This is a genomic window from Vibrio litoralis DSM 17657 (assembly GCF_000426765.1).
GTDB lineage: Bacteria > Pseudomonadota > Gammaproteobacteria > Enterobacterales > Vibrionaceae > Vibrio > Vibrio litoralis.
In genome coordinates, this window is the sequence record NZ_KE384567.1 from 522,038 (window position 1) to 538,229 (window position 16,192).

General features: G+C 42.6%; 11 protein-coding genes and 1 riboswitch. Of the genes, 3 read left to right on the top strand and 8 right to left on the bottom strand.

Annotation, left to right across the window (positions count from 1 at the left end; all coding sequences use genetic code 11):
- Window positions 1-174: 174 nt before the first annotated feature.
- The gene (locus tag K358_RS0116080) at window positions 175-1,965 is read left to right on the top strand and encodes a PglL family O-oligosaccharyltransferase (protein ID WP_027697775.1); all 1,791 of its coding nucleotides are present in this window, start codon (window positions 175-177) and stop codon (window positions 1,963-1,965) included.
- Between the two features lie 201 nt (window positions 1,966-2,166).
- On the opposite strand, the gene K358_RS0116085 is transcribed toward K358_RS0116080, so the two are convergent.
- Window positions 2,167-3,288 carry a pyridoxal-phosphate-dependent aminotransferase family protein gene (locus tag K358_RS0116085; RefSeq protein WP_027697776.1) on the bottom strand — a complete coding sequence of 374 codons (1,122 nt, stop codon included), beginning with the start codon at window positions 3,286-3,288 and terminating at the stop codon, window positions 2,167-2,169.
- Between the two features lie 305 nt (window positions 3,289-3,593).
- Window positions 3,594-3,774, top strand: a riboswitch (Lysine riboswitch).
- Between the two features lie 126 nt (window positions 3,775-3,900).
- On the opposite strand from K358_RS0116085, the gene lysC reads away from it, so the two are divergent.
- Window positions 3,901-5,250, top strand: a complete 1,350-nt coding sequence (gene lysC / locus K358_RS0116090; protein WP_027697777.1) for a lysine-sensitive aspartokinase 3 — start codon at window positions 3,901-3,903, stop codon at window positions 5,248-5,250.
- Between the two features lie 200 nt (window positions 5,251-5,450).
- On the opposite strand, the gene metH is transcribed toward lysC, so the two are convergent.
- Window positions 5,451-9,152 (bottom strand): methionine synthase, encoded by a 3,702-nt coding sequence (metH, locus tag K358_RS0116095; RefSeq protein WP_038150275.1) that lies wholly within the window; start codon window positions 9,150-9,152, stop codon window positions 5,451-5,453.
- Between the two features lie 217 nt (window positions 9,153-9,369).
- Between metH and K358_RS0116100 the strand changes: the two genes are divergently transcribed.
- Complete coding sequence (locus K358_RS0116100) at window positions 9,370-10,713, top strand: cation:proton antiporter (protein ID WP_027697779.1); 1,344 nt, start codon at window positions 9,370-9,372, stop codon at window positions 10,711-10,713.
- Window positions 10,714-10,862: 149 nt separating this feature from the next.
- Here K358_RS0116100 and metA read toward each other — a convergent pair whose 3' ends face one another.
- The 6 genes from metA to petA all read right to left on the bottom strand — a co-directional run bounded on the left by metA (window position 10,863) and on the right by petA (window position 16,032).
- Entirely contained in the window at window positions 10,863-11,804 is a 942-nt protein-coding gene (metA, locus tag K358_RS0116105; RefSeq protein ID WP_027697780.1) for a homoserine O-acetyltransferase MetA, read from the bottom strand.
- 349 nt (window positions 11,805-12,153) lie between these two features.
- Window positions 12,154-12,639 carry a ClpXP protease specificity-enhancing factor gene (sspB, locus tag K358_RS0116110; RefSeq protein WP_027697781.1) on the bottom strand — a complete coding sequence of 162 codons (486 nt, stop codon included), beginning with the start codon at window positions 12,637-12,639 and terminating at the stop codon, window positions 12,154-12,156.
- 2 nt (window positions 12,640-12,641) lie between these two features.
- Entirely contained in the window at window positions 12,642-13,277 is a 636-nt protein-coding gene (sspA, locus tag K358_RS0116115) for a stringent starvation protein SspA (RefSeq protein WP_027697782.1), read from the bottom strand.
- 156 nt (window positions 13,278-13,433) lie between these two features.
- Window positions 13,434-14,174 carry a cytochrome c1 gene (locus K358_RS0116120; RefSeq protein WP_027697783.1) on the bottom strand — a complete coding sequence of 247 codons (741 nt, stop codon included), beginning with the start codon at window positions 14,172-14,174 and terminating at the stop codon, window positions 13,434-13,436.
- Window positions 14,171-15,439 (bottom strand): cytochrome b, encoded by a 1,269-nt coding sequence (locus K358_RS0116125; RefSeq protein ID WP_027697784.1) that lies wholly within the window; start codon window positions 15,437-15,439, stop codon window positions 14,171-14,173. Before K358_RS0116125 ends, K358_RS0116120 begins: the two co-directional genes overlap by 4 nt.
- Entirely contained in the window at window positions 15,439-16,032 is a 594-nt protein-coding gene (petA, locus tag K358_RS0116130) for a ubiquinol-cytochrome c reductase iron-sulfur subunit (RefSeq protein ID WP_027697785.1), read from the bottom strand. The genes K358_RS0116125 and petA overlap by 1 nt, the downstream gene beginning before the upstream one ends.
- Between the last annotated feature and the right edge of the window lie 160 nt (window positions 16,033-16,192).

Genomic DNA, 16,192 nt, shown 5'->3' on the forward strand with positions numbered 1-16,192 from the left:
ATCCCCTAGGGACTAGGAACCAGAGCCTAGCTCCCTTATCCCTCCACCTTTTCTAAATCCAAAAACTAGAACTCTCCCCCATAATTCCAGTTACTTTTCGTCATCTTTTTTACATAAACAATGCTAATATAACCGTCCTATAGACAACTCAAACATCTAGAGGCTGCACTGTACATGGCAACGTTACATATCCAAGGTACGAAACTTGAAGAAGTGCCTGAACCTAATATCTTAGCCAAACCATTTCTTTGGTCGCTAGGAGTGGTGTTCTTACTTGCCATGCACTTTTTCCAGCCGAATCCAGGTGGTGCGGGACTCGCTTTATCTTTCAACTCTACCACTTGGTTAGCCTTAAGTATTAGTTTTGGCATTGGCTTGTATGCGATTGCCAATCAGCGAGTGTTACGCATTACGAGCCTCACCATAGTGATGTTTATTGCTTGTATTATTTTAACTCTGCCAATTTTCTATTCGACCGCCAATGTTCAAGATGCCATGTTACGCTTGATCGGGCTGTGGGCTGGCTGGCTGTTGCTACTGATTTTGCACCAATACCCGTTGTCGATTAAACAAAAGCAGACGCTATTACTTCTCATTGTTGGCGCGGTATGTATCGAAGCAGCTTACAGTTACTTTCAATACCTATTTTTAGAACCGGGTAATTCATTTGGTTACAACACCAAAGAAAATCGTCCGTTTGCAATATTCCAACAACCTAATGTCACCGCAAGTTTTCTAGCTACAGGGTTAGCCATTAGCTCTTACTTACTGGCGAGACAAAATCACACCAATGTCCAGCTACATAAAGTATTCTCCGGTTTATTGCTGTTAATGCCAATCATCACTATTCCATTATTATGGGTACTTGCCTCACGTACTGGCTGGTTAGGTGCGACTGTCTCTACCGTACTGCTGATCCCATATCTCGCTAAATTCTTGCCAAAGCGAATGATGTCATTATGGCTCATTTCAATCATTGTCGGTTTGGCTGGCGGTTATACTCTTGCAACGGCGAATGGTGGTAATGAGTTAATTACTAAAAAATCTAATTTAGAAAGCCCGCGTCGTTATACCTTCCCGCAAACCTTAGATATGGTGATAGAAAAGCCACTTACCGGATATGGCTATGGTCAGTTTGAACCGGCTTATATGGTTTACACCGCAAGGCAACACCAGCTAAATCCTGACTACCATCCGGGATTGCCTTCGATGGATCACCCACATAATGAGGTTTTATATTGGGCGGTAGAAGGCGGCATCATATCGGTACTTGGTTTGCTCATTGCGGCTTTGATGGTATTTCGTAAAGTGCGAAAGTCTCAGTCAGGAACCCGTTTGGCATTAATCGCTTTATTTTTCCCAATCGTGTTACATACCCAACTTGAATATCCGTTTTATCACTCTGCGATCCATTGGATCATCTTTGTGATACTTATCTACTGGGTCGATCAGTTAACCTCTCAATATAAAGTGATTAGCTTTAGCAGAATAACCAAAAGTTTATTGAGTGTCTTTTCGTTGGTCATCCCGATCATTACCGCGTTTTTTATGATCACCGCTCTGCATACCAATTATGTTCTCAGTCGATTTGAATATACCAGACCAATCAATCCAGATTTATTGAACCAGGTGACCAACCCTAGTGTTTGGAAAGATAGATTTGATTGGGATGTGTACAGCACCCAACTCAACATCGGCTTACACCTTGAGAATCCAGAGTACATCCAGCCTTATATTGATTGGGCGACTCAAATCATCAAGCGCAAACCAAGAGCGGCGTTTTATACAAAATTAATCGTCGCATACCAAGGTATTGGTGATAACAGAAAAGCAGAACAAATCCGTAAAGAAGCCAGTTTCTTATTCCCGGCACAGGATTTTTCAAAGATTCGTTATATTCCGCCAGAGGAGAGGGTTTCAAAGGCAGAGGCGGCATCGGAGACTAAAGCGGTACAGGAAAAATAGAAACGTAGCTCGTTACTAGAGCGCTTCGCTTCTCGTGACTAGAAAAAGCAAAAGCTAAATTCACATCACGAGAAAGCATGGTTAAACATCAGTAACTCGGTATAGCGTAACTCGTTGCTCGAATTTTTTACTTCTTGTAGCAAAAAGATCCGAAGTATATTTCGAGTAACGAGCTACGATAAGCGAAGCGTCCGAGAGTCGTTACCTCCCTATCGTCTCTTGCAACGCTTTCAAACATAACGCCACATTTTCACTTTTTGCGCTATATCCCATCAAGCCGATACGCCATACTTTGCCAGCTAAATCACCTAAACCGCCACCCACTTCAAGATTATACTCTTCAAGTAAATGCTGACGGGTTTTAGCATCCTCAACACCTTCTGGTAAATATACAGAGTTCAATTGCGGTAAACGACACGCTTCATCCACCACATACTTAAAGCCTAACTCTTCAAGACCTTGCTTTAGTTTCTGATGCATATCTGCATGACGTTGCCAGGCACTTTCTAGCCCCTCGTTATACAAGCCAAGCAAAGCTTCATGTAACGCATATAGGCTATTTACCGGTGCGGTATGGTGATAACTACGTTTACCTTCGCCACTCCAGTAACCAAGTACTAGGCTTTGATCTAAGAACCAACTTTGCACGGGTGTCGTTCTTGCTTGAATCTTAGCAATCGCTTTAGGAGAGAAAGTCACTGGCGATAAACCCGGTACGCACGATAGACATTTTTGACTACCGGAATACACCGCATCTAACTGCCACTCATCCACTTTCAGTGGTACGCCACCAAGTGAGGTTACGGCATCAACAATCGTCAGCGCATCGTACTGTTTAGCGACTTTCGATAGCGCTTGCGCATCACTTAACGCACCGGTCGAAGTTTCCGCATGAACAAAGGCTAGGATTTTAGCATCTGTGTTTTCCGCAAAGGCTGCTGCTACTTTATCGACACTAACCGGTTTACCCCATTGATCATCCACCAGCACTACTTCTGCGCCACTACGAATCGCATTTTCACGCATACGTTCGCCAAACACACCATTACGGCAAATAATCACTTTATCACCAGGCTCAATCAGATTCACAAAGCACGCTTCCATACCTGCACTGCCGGGTGCCGAAACCGGAATTGTAAAGTCATTTTCGGTTTGGAAAGCATATTTCAGAAGGGTTTTCACTTCATCCATCATGCCGATAAACAGTGGATCTAGGTGACCGACCGTCGGGCGACTTAAAGCCTGTAAAACATCCGATGAAATATCAGAAGGTCCTGGGCCCATCAAAATGCGACGAGGTGGAAAAAAGCGCTGAATTGTCATAATAATCCTTAATGGTGTATTCCATATTTATCATTCGCTCGATAACAACTTTACTTCAGCTTTTGGGGAGCCACGTAAAAACAACGGCGAAATTTGTGTGCTGTATAAATAAAATTACCACGCAATGAGAGCCACCTCATCGCGAAGCCATAAAAGCTGTGAGCTTGCTCTATTAATTGTGTACAGTTTTAATTTTTATTGTCGACAAATCAAGTTTAAAAATATCCTCGTATAGCCTTTTCAATGATTGACTTTTTTGGTGCAACAACGTTCAATGGAGATTCTTTCAGCCATAGGATAATGGTTGAAAAGGAAGAGGAGCGTAACCCAGGCAGATGACCAGTGGATCCCGAGATCCTAAACTAGTCATTCAGGGGGAGTTACGCCGAGATGGGTAAATGCTCGGAAATTTATCGCATCGGTTGTTCAGGTTGAATCCTGGCAACTGTCACTGAGTGCCTCACTTAGTGAAGAGCTTCTAAGATTTACATGGTCACGATTCTAGTGATTCACTTCTATGTATTTCCCCGCTCTAAGAAATCTCTCTTCAACATTGGACGTTTGCTTATTGATATCAATGGGCTTTATTTGAGAATTATGGGAGACAATGCCGTGAGCGCATTTAACGTAGCAAAGTTTGGTGGCACCAGTGTGGCGAATTTCGAAGCCATGAGTCGTTGTGCGGCTGTAATTGAAGATAATCCGTCAACTAAACTGGTTGTTAGTAGTGCCTGTTCTGGCGTGACTAATTTATTGGTTGAGTTAGCGCTTGGGGTACAAAACTCGGATGATCGCCTTGCGACTTTAGAAAAAATTCGCGCTATTCATTACAGCATTATTGAGCAATTTTCCGATGAAGAAAAAACGCGACATGCGATCGATACTATCTTAACTACCCTTTCTAGCATGGCTGAAGCGGCTTCATTCCAATCGAGCGATAAACTCACCGATCATATCGTGGCTTGTGGCGAACTAATGTCGACTCACATTTTGACGCAGTTGATGGTAGAGCGCGGTATTAACGCGGTTCGATTTGATATTCGCGAAGTATTACGTACCAATTCTGATCATGGAAAAGCCGAACCAATTGTTGCCGATATTTCTACTCTGGCACAACAAAAGCTCACCCCACTTTGCCAGCAACATGTCGTGATCACTCAAGGTTTTATTGGCAGCGATGCTGATGGCAACACCACAACGCTTGGTCGTGGTGGTAGTGATTACAGCGCAGCATTAATTGCCGAGGCGGTTAAAGCTTCAGGCTTAGAGATTTGGACGGATGTTCCGGGGATCTACACCACCGATCCTCGCATTGCACCAAAAGCGGCACCGATTCCAGAAATCAGCTTTAGTGAAGCTTCTGAAATGGCCAACTTCGGTGCCAAGATTTTGCATCCTTCTACCCTACTTCCTGCGCTTCGTCACCAGATCCCAGTATTTGTTGGATCTTCTCGCGAGCCAGAAAAAGGTGGCACTTGGATCCGCAAGCAAGTAGAAAGTGCTCCACTATTCCGCGCGTTAGCGTTGCGTAATAACCAAACCATGGTGACACTGCGTAGCCCTGATATGTTCCAAACTTACGGTTTCTTAGCTCAAGTATTTAATATCTTAGCGAAATATCAGATCTCAGTAGACTTGATCACAACGTCAGAAGTTAGTGTGTCATTAACCCTAGATCAAACCAATACATCCGGCCAAGCCCCTGAACTCCCAGCTGAGGTTCGCTCAGAATTAGAGCAATTGTGCCTAGTTGAAGTCGAATATAACCTAAGCCTAGTCGCATTAATCGGTAATAATATGAGTGCTAAAAAAGGCTACGCTAAGCAAGTATTCAGCGCGTTAGAAGATTTCAACTTACGTATGATTTGTTACGGTGCGAGCCCGCATAACTTATGTTTCTTGGTAGGAGAAGCGGAAGCAAAAACTGCGGTAGAAGTGTTGCATCGGGAGTTGTTTGAGTAAAAGTCTTTCGAGCACTTCGTTTCTCGTAGCTCGTATTTCGAAAGAGCGGTATTGGGTATATTTCAGTACCGTGTTTTCCTTTCTAATTTACCATTTTTAAAAATATAAACAACGCTAGCAGATTGCTCTGATAGCGTTTTTTCTTTTTCGAGTTACAAGCAGCGGAGCGCCCTAAAAGCAAAGCGTTCGAGAAACCTCCCCTAGCTCAAATTCGGCCCTAACCATTTCTCCATTTCCACTTCATCCCAGCCTTTACGTTGCGCGTAATCTTCGGCTTGATCTTGTTGGATCTGAGCAATCGCAAAGTAACGTGAATCTGGGTGAGAGAAATACCAACCTGACACTGAAGCGCCCGGCCACATTGCATAACTGGTGGTCAAAGACATGCCGATGGTTTCTTCAACTTTTAGAAGCTCCCATAAGCTGCCTTTTTCCGTATGTTCAGGACAAGCTGGGTATCCTGGTGCCGGACGCGTACCTTGGTATTTTTCGCGAATAAGATCATTATTAGTCAGATTTTCATCCGCCGCATAACCCCAAATTTCTTTACGAACTTTTTCGTGCATATACTCAGCAAAGGCTTCAGCTAAACGATCAGCCACCGCTTGGATCATAATCGCATTATAATCATCACCAGCGGCTTTATAAGCATCCGCTAAATCACGTTCACCGATACCGCCCGTCACCGCAAAACCACCAATCCAATCAGCTTTACCGCTGTCTTTTGGTGCAATGTAATCCGATAAACAGTAGTTCGGACCTTTTGGCTTTTCAGTTTGTTGGCGTAAATTGTGCAACACTTTAATCACATCTGTACGAGTTTCATCCGCATAGACTTCAATGTCATCCCCCACACTATTGGCAGGGAATAAGCCACACATTCCACTGGCTTTCAAAATTCCGTCTTGCTCAACTTTTTCCAATAAAACAATCGCATCATCAAAAATACGTTTTGCTTCTTCGCCGACTTCTTCATGCTCGAAAATAGAAGGGTATTTGCCCATCAATCCCCAAGTTAAGAAAAAAGGTGTCCAGTCGATATAGTTACGTAGCATTGAAACATCAATATTTTCAAAAACTTGAACTTCAGGTTTTACTGGTACGGGTGGCGTGTAACTTTGCCAATCAATCGCGACTTTATTTGCGCGAGCTTGTTCGATGGTAACAGGCTTTGTTCTTGGGCGCTTACGGGCATGCTGGTCACGAACTCGGTCGTAATCAATATCGAGCTTTTCCACAAAAGCGGGACGTAAAACATCTGATAATAAGGCAGAACAAACCCCTACCGCTCGAGAGGCATTATTCACATACACCACAGGGTGAGAGTAATTTTGCTCAATTTTCACCGCAGTGTGAGCTTTTGATGTTGTTGCACCACCAATCAATAATGGCAAATCGAACCCTTGGCGTTCCATTTCTTTCGCTACATGTACCATTTCATCAAGCGATGGCGTGATCAGGCCAGATAAACCAATAATATCGACGTTTTCTTCTTTGGCTACTTTAAGGATTTTTTCGGTTGGCACCATCACGCCTAAGTCGATGATCTCATAGTTATTGCATTGCAGAACCACGCCTACAATATTTTTACCGATATCATGAACATCACCTTTTACGGTCGCTAATAAAATCTTACCGTTACTTCTTTGCCCTTCCTCTTTTAAAGCATTAATAAAAGGCTCAAGGTAGGCAACGGCTTGTTTCATCACTCGAGCAGATTTGACCACTTGAGGGAGGAACATTTTACCTTCACCAAATAAATCACCGACGACGTTCATACCATCCATTAATGGGCCTTCAATCACGTCAATGGGCTTATCCAATTTCAAACGCGCCGCTTCAGTATCTTCAATGATAAATTCAGTAATCCCTTTCACTAAAGCATGCTCAATACGTTTTTCAACGTCCCATGTGCGCCATACTAAAGCATTAGGATCTTCGACTTTACCTACCCCGTTGGAGCGGTATTCTTCGGCGAGCTCCAATAAACGTTCTGTGCCATCATCACGACGGTTTAATACTACATCTTCAACCGCTTCACGCAGTTTATCCGGAACGTTATCGTAAATTTCAAGTTGACCTGCATTAACGATCCCCATGTCCATACCGCGCTTAAAACAGTGGTATAAGAAAACGGCATGGATTGCTTCACGTACGTAGTTATTGCCGCGAAATGAGAAAGAAACGTTCGATACACCACCAGAAATCATCGCATAAGGGAGATCACGCTTTATATCACCGACTGCTTCAATAAAGTCGACGGCATAGTTATTGTGCTCATCAATGCCAGTCGCAATGGCAAAAATATTAGGGTCAAAAATAACATCTTCTGGCGGAAATCCCACTTCATCCACCAGAATGCGGTAAGCCTTGGTACAAATTTCGGTTTTACGTTCACGTGTATCGGCTTGGCCCACTTCATCAAAGGCCATCACGATCACTGCCGCGCCATAGCGACGGATCAATTTGGCTTGCTCAATAAAGTTCTCAACGCCTTCTTTCATCGAGATAGAGTTGACGATGCCTTTACCTTGTACGCATTTTAGGCCGGCTTCGATGACATCCCATTTAGAGGAATCTACCATGATCGGCACTTTAGAGATTTCTGGCTCAGAGGCACATAGATTCAGGAAGCGTTCCATGCAAGCTTTGGCATCGAGCATCCCTTCATCCATATTGATATCGATGATTTGCGCGCCATTGGCCACTTGTTCGCGAGCCACATCAAGTGCTTCATCATATTGCTCTTCAACAATCAGACGCTTGAACTTGGCAGAACCAGTTACGTTAGTACGCTCACCGACATTCACAAATAATGAATCCTTATCTATGGTGAGCGGTTCTAACCCCGATAGACGACAAGCTTTTGGTAACTCAGGCAATGTACGAGGTTTAACCCCTTCAACAACCCGTGCCATCTGACGAATATGTTCTGGCGTGGTACCACAACAGCCACCCACCATATTTAGAAAGCCACTTTCCGCCCATTCTTGAATATGCTTCGCCATTTCACGCGGCTCAAGATCATATTCACCGAAGGCATTAGGCAAACCGGCATTTGGGTGAGCAGAAACATGAGCTTCTGAAATGCGCGATAGCTCTTCAACATATTGACGTAATTCATTTGGCCCTAGTGCACAGTTAAGACCAAATGACAGTGGTTCAACATGACGTAGTGCGTTATAAAATGCTTCGGTCGTTTGCCCTGAAAGTGTACGGCCAGAGGCATCAGTAATCGTGCCGGAAATCATGACTGGCAGTTTGAAACCGAGCTCATCAAACACACTTAACACCGCAAATGCACAAGCCTTGGCGTTTAAGGTATCAAAGATGGTTTCAATCATGATGATATCTGCGCCACCTTTGATTAGCGCGCGGGTAGATTCAGAGTAAGCAGTCACTAACTCATCAAAGCTGACATTACGAAAGCCTGGGTCATTTACATCAGGAGAAATTGAGCAAGTACGGTTAGTTGGCCCTAAAACGCCGGCAACAAATCTTGGTTTATCTGGCGTTTTTGCTGTCCACTCATCGGCAGCTTCACGAGCAAGTTTTGCCGCGGCAAAGTTTATCTCTGCACTTAAGCTTTCCATGTCGTAATCAGCCATCGCGATGGTGGTGGCATTGAAGGTATTGGTTTCTAGAATATCCGCGCCAGCCGCTAAGTAGTCGCTGTGCAGCTTTTTAATTAACTGCGGTTGAGTTAAAACCAATAAGTCGTTATTACCTTTAAGGTCACTATGCCAATCCGCAAAGCGTTCGCCTCGGTAATCATTTTCTTGCAATTGATGAGACTGGATCATGGTTCCCATGCCACCATCAATCAATAAAATGCGAGATTTTAATAATTCTTGAATTTGATGTTTTACTTCATTGCGATGAGAATTTGTGCTTCCAGCCACGATACAACCTCTTTCCTTAAGTCTTTAATATATCCTAACATGCTTTATTTATAATGGAAATCTAGACGTCTAAAATGAAATTTAAAACTCTAATATATCCTTTTTAACATGCTTTTTATCTGCTTTACTCTAATCTTGTTAAAAATATATTGATATTTATCAGTAAGCGCACGAAAATTGCGGAATTACAATTTGTTACATTAGCCAAGGTTAAACTATGTCGGTCTATAATACCCTTTGCTTCCTATCGTTTGCTGCGATGGTGATTGCACTGATTAACAGTAAGTTTGGTCGCCTACAAACGACTATTGCTATTACCGCGGGCTCAATGATGCTCTCACTAATCATTCTTATTGCTGGCCATAGTGGCTGGTTTAACCTTATCGACATCGCCTCAAAAACGATGACGGAAATTAACTTTGAAAGCTTCCTATTAAATGGTGTGCTTGGCTTCTTGCTATTTGCAGGTGGTCTAGGTATCAAGCTACCGCATTTTGCTGATCAAAAGTGGGAGATCGCCATTCTTGCATTTGGTGGCACCCTATTCTCTACTTTCTTTATCGGTTTCAGCTTATATGCAATTTGCGATGCGATTAACATTCATATTGATTTGATCTACTGCATCCTGTTTGGTGCACTTATCTCACCAACCGATCCAATTGCAGTGCTGGCCATTGTTAAGAAACTCCAAGCACCACAACGTATTTCAACTCAAATTGAAGGCGAGTCGCTTTTCAATGATGGGATTGGCTTAGTTATTTTCGTCACTATCTTTACCGTTGCATTTAGTGGCCAGGCTCCGACTCCTGGTGGCGTACTGACATTATTCTTGCAAGAAGCGGTGGGTGGTATCGCCTACGGTTTTGTTCTAGGTCTCGTGTTCCACTACCTAATCAGCTCAACCAACGATCATTCAATGGAATTACTATTAATGGTCTGTATTCCAACCGCCGGTTACGCTTTTGCTGAAACGCTTGAAGTATCAGGCCCACTGGCGATGGTGGTTTCCAGTATCATGATTGGTAACTGGACTCGCTATGTTGGTTTTTCTAAAGAAAGTACTGAGCACATGGATCACTTCTGGGAACTGATTGATGAATTCCTCAACGGCATCCTGTTTTTACTTATCGGTATGTCACTATTGTTGTTCGAATTTCATTCTGAAGATTGGATTATGATGGCAATTGCAGTACCACTGGTTCTACTGTCTCGTTTCCTAAGTGTTTGGATTCCATTTATTGGCTTTAAGCGTTTTAGAACCTACAACAAGTGGTCAGTGAAAATTCTAACTTGGGGTGGTCTACGTGGTGGTTTGGCACTGGCTATGGCACTATCGATTCCACACGATAAGTACTTTGTAACCGCTGACAATATTGATATTAAAGAAATCATCATGGTGATGACCTACGCGGTAGTGGTATTCTCGATTCTAATTCAGGGCTCAACGATTACCCCAATGATCAATAAAGCCAAAGTAGTACAAAAACAAATGGAAGAAGCGGATCAACTACGCGCGCAAGTGGAAGCCGATTCGCAAAAGCAGGAAAATAAACCAAGTTAACTAACTAACAAATAAATTAGCTACAGCGCTTCACAATAAAGCAGCATAACGTTAAGGAATCATTCCAAATAGTTATGCTGCTTTTTTATTACTACTAGGTTTATTATTACTAGGTTTATTGATACTAATGTGTACTAAGACAGTATTAATTAATCATCTTTAGTAAAATTCTCTATCGAGAAATGATCAAGATCGTAAGGCGTTTGCTGGTAAACACAGTAATTTAACCAGTTAGAAAACAACAAATGACCATGACTTCGCCAGCTGGCAATCGGTGGGTTATCAGGGTTGTCATTTGGGTAGTAGTTCACTGGAATTGCCGGATCCATCCCTTCTGCTAGATCGCGCACATATTCATTATGTAGTGTATGCGCATCATATTCAGGGTGCCCCGTGACAAAGACATGTCGCTTATCTTTACTACTCGCAAGATAAACGCCCGCATCATCAGAAGTGGCTAAGATATCTAAATCTGTATGTTCCGATAAGTATTCGGCGGTAAAGTCAGCATAGCGAGAATGAGGCGCTAAGAAGTTATCATCAAAGCCTCTTACTACCGGATGAAACTCGCTCACTACATCATGATGATACACACCTGACAGCTTTTCTTTACGCGTACGTTTCGGCAAATTATACAGCAGCTTTAAAGCCGCCTGAGCTGCCCAACAAACATATAATGTAGAAGTCACGTGATTTTTAGCCCATGACATTATCGTCTGTAAGTGATCCCAATAAGCCACGTCTTCAAACTGTACTAACCCTAATGGCGCGCCTGTAATAATCAAACCATCAAAGTTTCGGTTTTTTACAGTATCAAATTGGCGATAAAAATTATTCAAATGTTCGGTTGGGGTATTTTTACTTGGTCGATCATCAATACGCAGCAACTCAATATCAACTTGCAGCGGACTGTTTGAAAGTAAACGTAAGAACTGAGTTTCCGTCTCAATTTTTTTCGGCATCAAATTTAAGATCAACACTTTAAGTGGTCGGATCATCTGCGTAGTCGCACGCGTCTCCGACATAATAAAGATTCTTTCCTGACGTAAGGTATCAGAAGCAGGAAGTTGATCGGGAATCTTGATTGGCATTGCACTCCCTCCATAAGCAATCTAGACGTCTAAACACCTACGAGTATATCAAGACAAAGAGGAATGTCGAGAAGGAATGTTTAGAAGCTCTTTCGAGCTTATTTATACCAATCACATTAATTAGGTGCTCAAAAATTGCGCTGAGAAAAGGCTTGAGAACAAGGCTGAAATTTTTGGTAAGTAGTTATTCTACAAACAAAATTTATAACGATGTTATCGAGTCTTTTAGCAAGCAAGGATGAGTAAATAATTAATACGATTGGTATTAGACTCATTAGATTAAGTTTAGCGCAAAAAAAAGCAGCGCACTTAGTACGCTGCTTTTGAAAACGAAATGATTTAGTTATAACTACTTAACGATAGTTAAACTCGGACGACCTTTAGGTTTAGCCGGAGCTTCAGATTCGTCAGACGTTGGCACTTCAGGAGCTTCATCACTTGAGCTATCAACACTTGATAGTGAAGATACTGGCTCTTCTTCGATACCCGCTTCCATTTCAGCAGTGTAGGCATCTTCTGGTTCAAACATAGTTCCAGCACCGTTTTCACGTGCATAGATAGCCTGTACCGCATACATAGGGACGATGACTGAATGTGGACGACCACTAAAGCGAGCATTGAACATAATGGCATCATTACTGATTTCTAAGTTACCAACCGCTCGTGGCGCAACATTCAAAATAATTTGTCCGTCTTGCACAAACTCGATTGGTACACGAACGCCAGGTAATGTTGCTTCCACCACTAAGTGTGGCGTCAGTTCATTATCCACTAACCATTCATAAAATGCGCGCACCAAATAAGGGCGTCTTGGTGTCATTTTATCCATATCCATGATTAACGAACCAAACGCATTTCTCGTTCAGCTTCTGTTAATGAAGCTAAGAATGAATCACGCTCAAACACACGACTCATATAGATTTTTAACTCTTTTGAACCCGGGCCTGATAGCTCAATACCGAATGTCGGTAGACGCCATAGTAATGGTGCTAAGTAGCAGTCAATTAAGCTAAATTCTTCACTCATAAAGTGCTCATATTCAGCAAAAACAGGGGCTAAAGTTAACAAGTCATTACGTAGCTTAGTACGAGCCGCTTCCGCTTCTTCAGGTGTACCTGAAACAATTTTCTCTGCTTGTGAATACCAGTTACGCTCAATACGGTACATCATCAAACGACTATTACCACGAGCAACAGGATAAACCGGCATCAAAGGTGGGTGAGGGAAACGTTCATCAAGGTATTCCATGATGATATTTGAGTTATAAAGTGCAAGCTCGCGATCAACTAGAGTCGGAACTGACTTGTAAGGGTTTAATTCTATAAGCTCAGTTGGTAAGTTATCTTCTTCAACTAACTCAACTTCAACACTAACCCCTTTTTCGGCTAGAACAATACGAACCTGATGGCTATACATATCTGAAGCACTTGAAAATAGAGTCATCACAGAACGTTTATTGGCAGCTACAGCCATTGAGAAGCCCTCCAGCACACTTAAAAATAAAAAAGAAATGGAGGCTCAATGCCCCCATTACATAAAAATTAGCAAGGAATTTTAGCACAAATATTTACATTCAGGCTAATTTTTATTCCCAAGGCTTATTGATTATAGCTCAACAAGCCTTGGCTATTAGTGAACATCACGCCAGTATTCTTTCTTCAGTAAGACCACTACGATAGTAAAGATCACCAAGAAAGCCATTACCCACCAGCCTAGTGCATGCCGTTCGAGCTTCACCGGATCGCCAGAATACTCAAGGAAGTTAACTAAATCACGGACAGTATTGTCATACTCTTCCGTGGTTAACTCACCCATTTTGACGATTTTAGTTCCCGTGACGACTTTATGCTCTTCACCATCCACAACGGTGGTTTCAAACACTGGCTCAGGGATCCCTTGTAAACCTTCAAGTACGTGTGGCATACCAACATTAGGGAACGTTGTGTTATTCACCCCAAATGGACGTGATGGATCAGCATAAAAGCTACGTAAGTAAGTGTATAACCAATCAACACCACGCACTCGAGCCACTAAAGTTAAATCCGGTGGAGGAGTACCAAACCATTTGCCAGCGTCTTCCGCTGGAATAGCATTGGTCATCAAGTCACCGATTTTAGCATTAGGATCAAATACTAGGTTTTCCATCATTAAATCATCAGGAATACCCAAATCTGTCGCGACACGCTGATAACGTTGATATTGAGTTGAATGACATGCTGCACAATAGCTCATAAAGGTTTTAGCACCACGTTGCAAAGATGCCTTGTCCGTTAAGTCATTATTAGCACTGTCTAAATGTACATTTCCACCTGCTGCCATTACCGAGAATGGCAACATAATAGTCAAAAGTCCTACAATCCACTTTTTCATTTGAATGTTACCCTCTCTGGCAATGGTTTCGTCGCTTCATTTTTACTATAGAAATACAGTAGAACGAAGAACATGAAATATCCTAGGCTAAAGATCTGTGATAACAGGGTATACAGAGGTGTTGCAGGTAAAGTACCTAAAATACCTAAGCCAATGAAACACACCACAAACTGGATAATATTCAATAAGTGCCACTTGCTGCGGTAGCGGTATGAACGCACTTTACAACGGTCAAACCAAGGCAGTAAGAATAAGAACAGAATCGATGCACCCATTGCCGCAACACCTAATAATTTATCAGGAACCGCACGTAAAATGGCGTAGAACGGTGTGAAATACCATACCGGTGCAATATGCTCTGGTGTTTTCAGCGGGTTAGCAGCTTCAAAGTTAGGCGGCTCAAGGAAGTATCCACCCATTTCTGGGTTAAAGAACAACACATAACTAAAGAAGAATAAGAAACCAGCCACACCCACTAAGTCTTTAACTGTGCCATAAGGATGGAAAGGGACTGAGTCGATGATATTGTATTTTTTGGTAAACTGCTTATGGAATTTAAACTGAGTCTTATACTCGCCATTATCATCTGGCGCTTTCGGAATCTTAGTATCAATACCATCAGGGTTGTTTGAACCTACCTCATGCAAGGCTAGTACGTGTAAGACAACCAGCAGCAGTAGCACAATCGGTAAAGCAATTACGTGCAGTGCGAAGAAACGGTTTAGCGTCGCACCAGAAATAACATAGTCACCACGAATCCATAGCGTTAAATCATCACCAATAACCGGAATCGCACCAAATAGAGAAATGATTACCTGAGCCCCCCAGTAAGACATTTGTCCCCAAGGTAGCAAATAGCCCATGAAAGCTTCAGCCATCAGCACTAAGAAGATCAACATACCGAAGATCCACAGTAGCTCACGTGGCTTTTGATACGAACCGTAGATAAGGCCACGGAACATGTGTAAATACACTACAACGAAGAACGCAGAAGCGCCAGTTGAGTGCATATAACGAAGTAACCAACCATACTCCACATCACGCATGATGTATTCAACCGAGGCAAAAGCGCCATCGCCAGAAGGAACATAGTTCATGGTTAGCCAGATGCCAGTAAGGATCTGGTTAACCAATACCAACATTGCTAAAGAACCAAAAAGGTACCAAAAGTTGAAGTTCTTCGGCATTGGATATTCGGATAAGTGCTTTTTATAAGCATCCATCGCAGGTAGACGTTTTTCTACCCAATCAAGTAAGGCTTGCATCAGGCTCCCTCCTCACGACTTTCGCCAATGATAATCCGTGTATCACTCAAATAACCATGCTCTGGAACCACTAGGTTTAATGGTGCTGGCACCCCTTGGAATACACGCCCCGCCAAATCAAACTTCGAACCATGGCATGGACAGAAAAATCCTGATTTCACGCCTTTAACTTGTTCAGTAAAAGTGTCTGGTAGATAAGTCGGTGAACAACCAAGGTGGGTACAAATACCAACCGCCACAAAGTATTCAGGCTTTATTGAACGATATTTATTTTGAGCATAACTAGGCTGTTGCTCTTGCTCTGATGCAGGATCACGAAGCTTATCATCCAAAGCCTCTAGCTGCTCTAAGGTGCTTTGAGAACGACGTACAACCCAAACCGGTTTGCCTCGCCATTCAACACGAACCAGTTGACCTTCTTCTATTTTACTTACATCGACTTCAACTGGAGCACCAGCCGCTTTTGCTCTTTCACTTGGATTCCAAGATTTAATAAAAGGCACGGCTACAGCCACAGCCCCTATTCCACCTACAACCGCAGTGGTGGCAGTCAAAAAGCGCCGACGGCCATTATTGATAGGCGCATTGCTCATCCAAACATCTCCCAATCTGTATTAAATACAAAAGAGTAACCCAATCCTTAGATCTTGCGACCTTTGTACTCTTAACGTGCATTTTCATTTTTTTTAAAATCGATTTAGCTAACATCGACATTAATATGCTTATTATCATGCACATGTTTATAAAAATTCT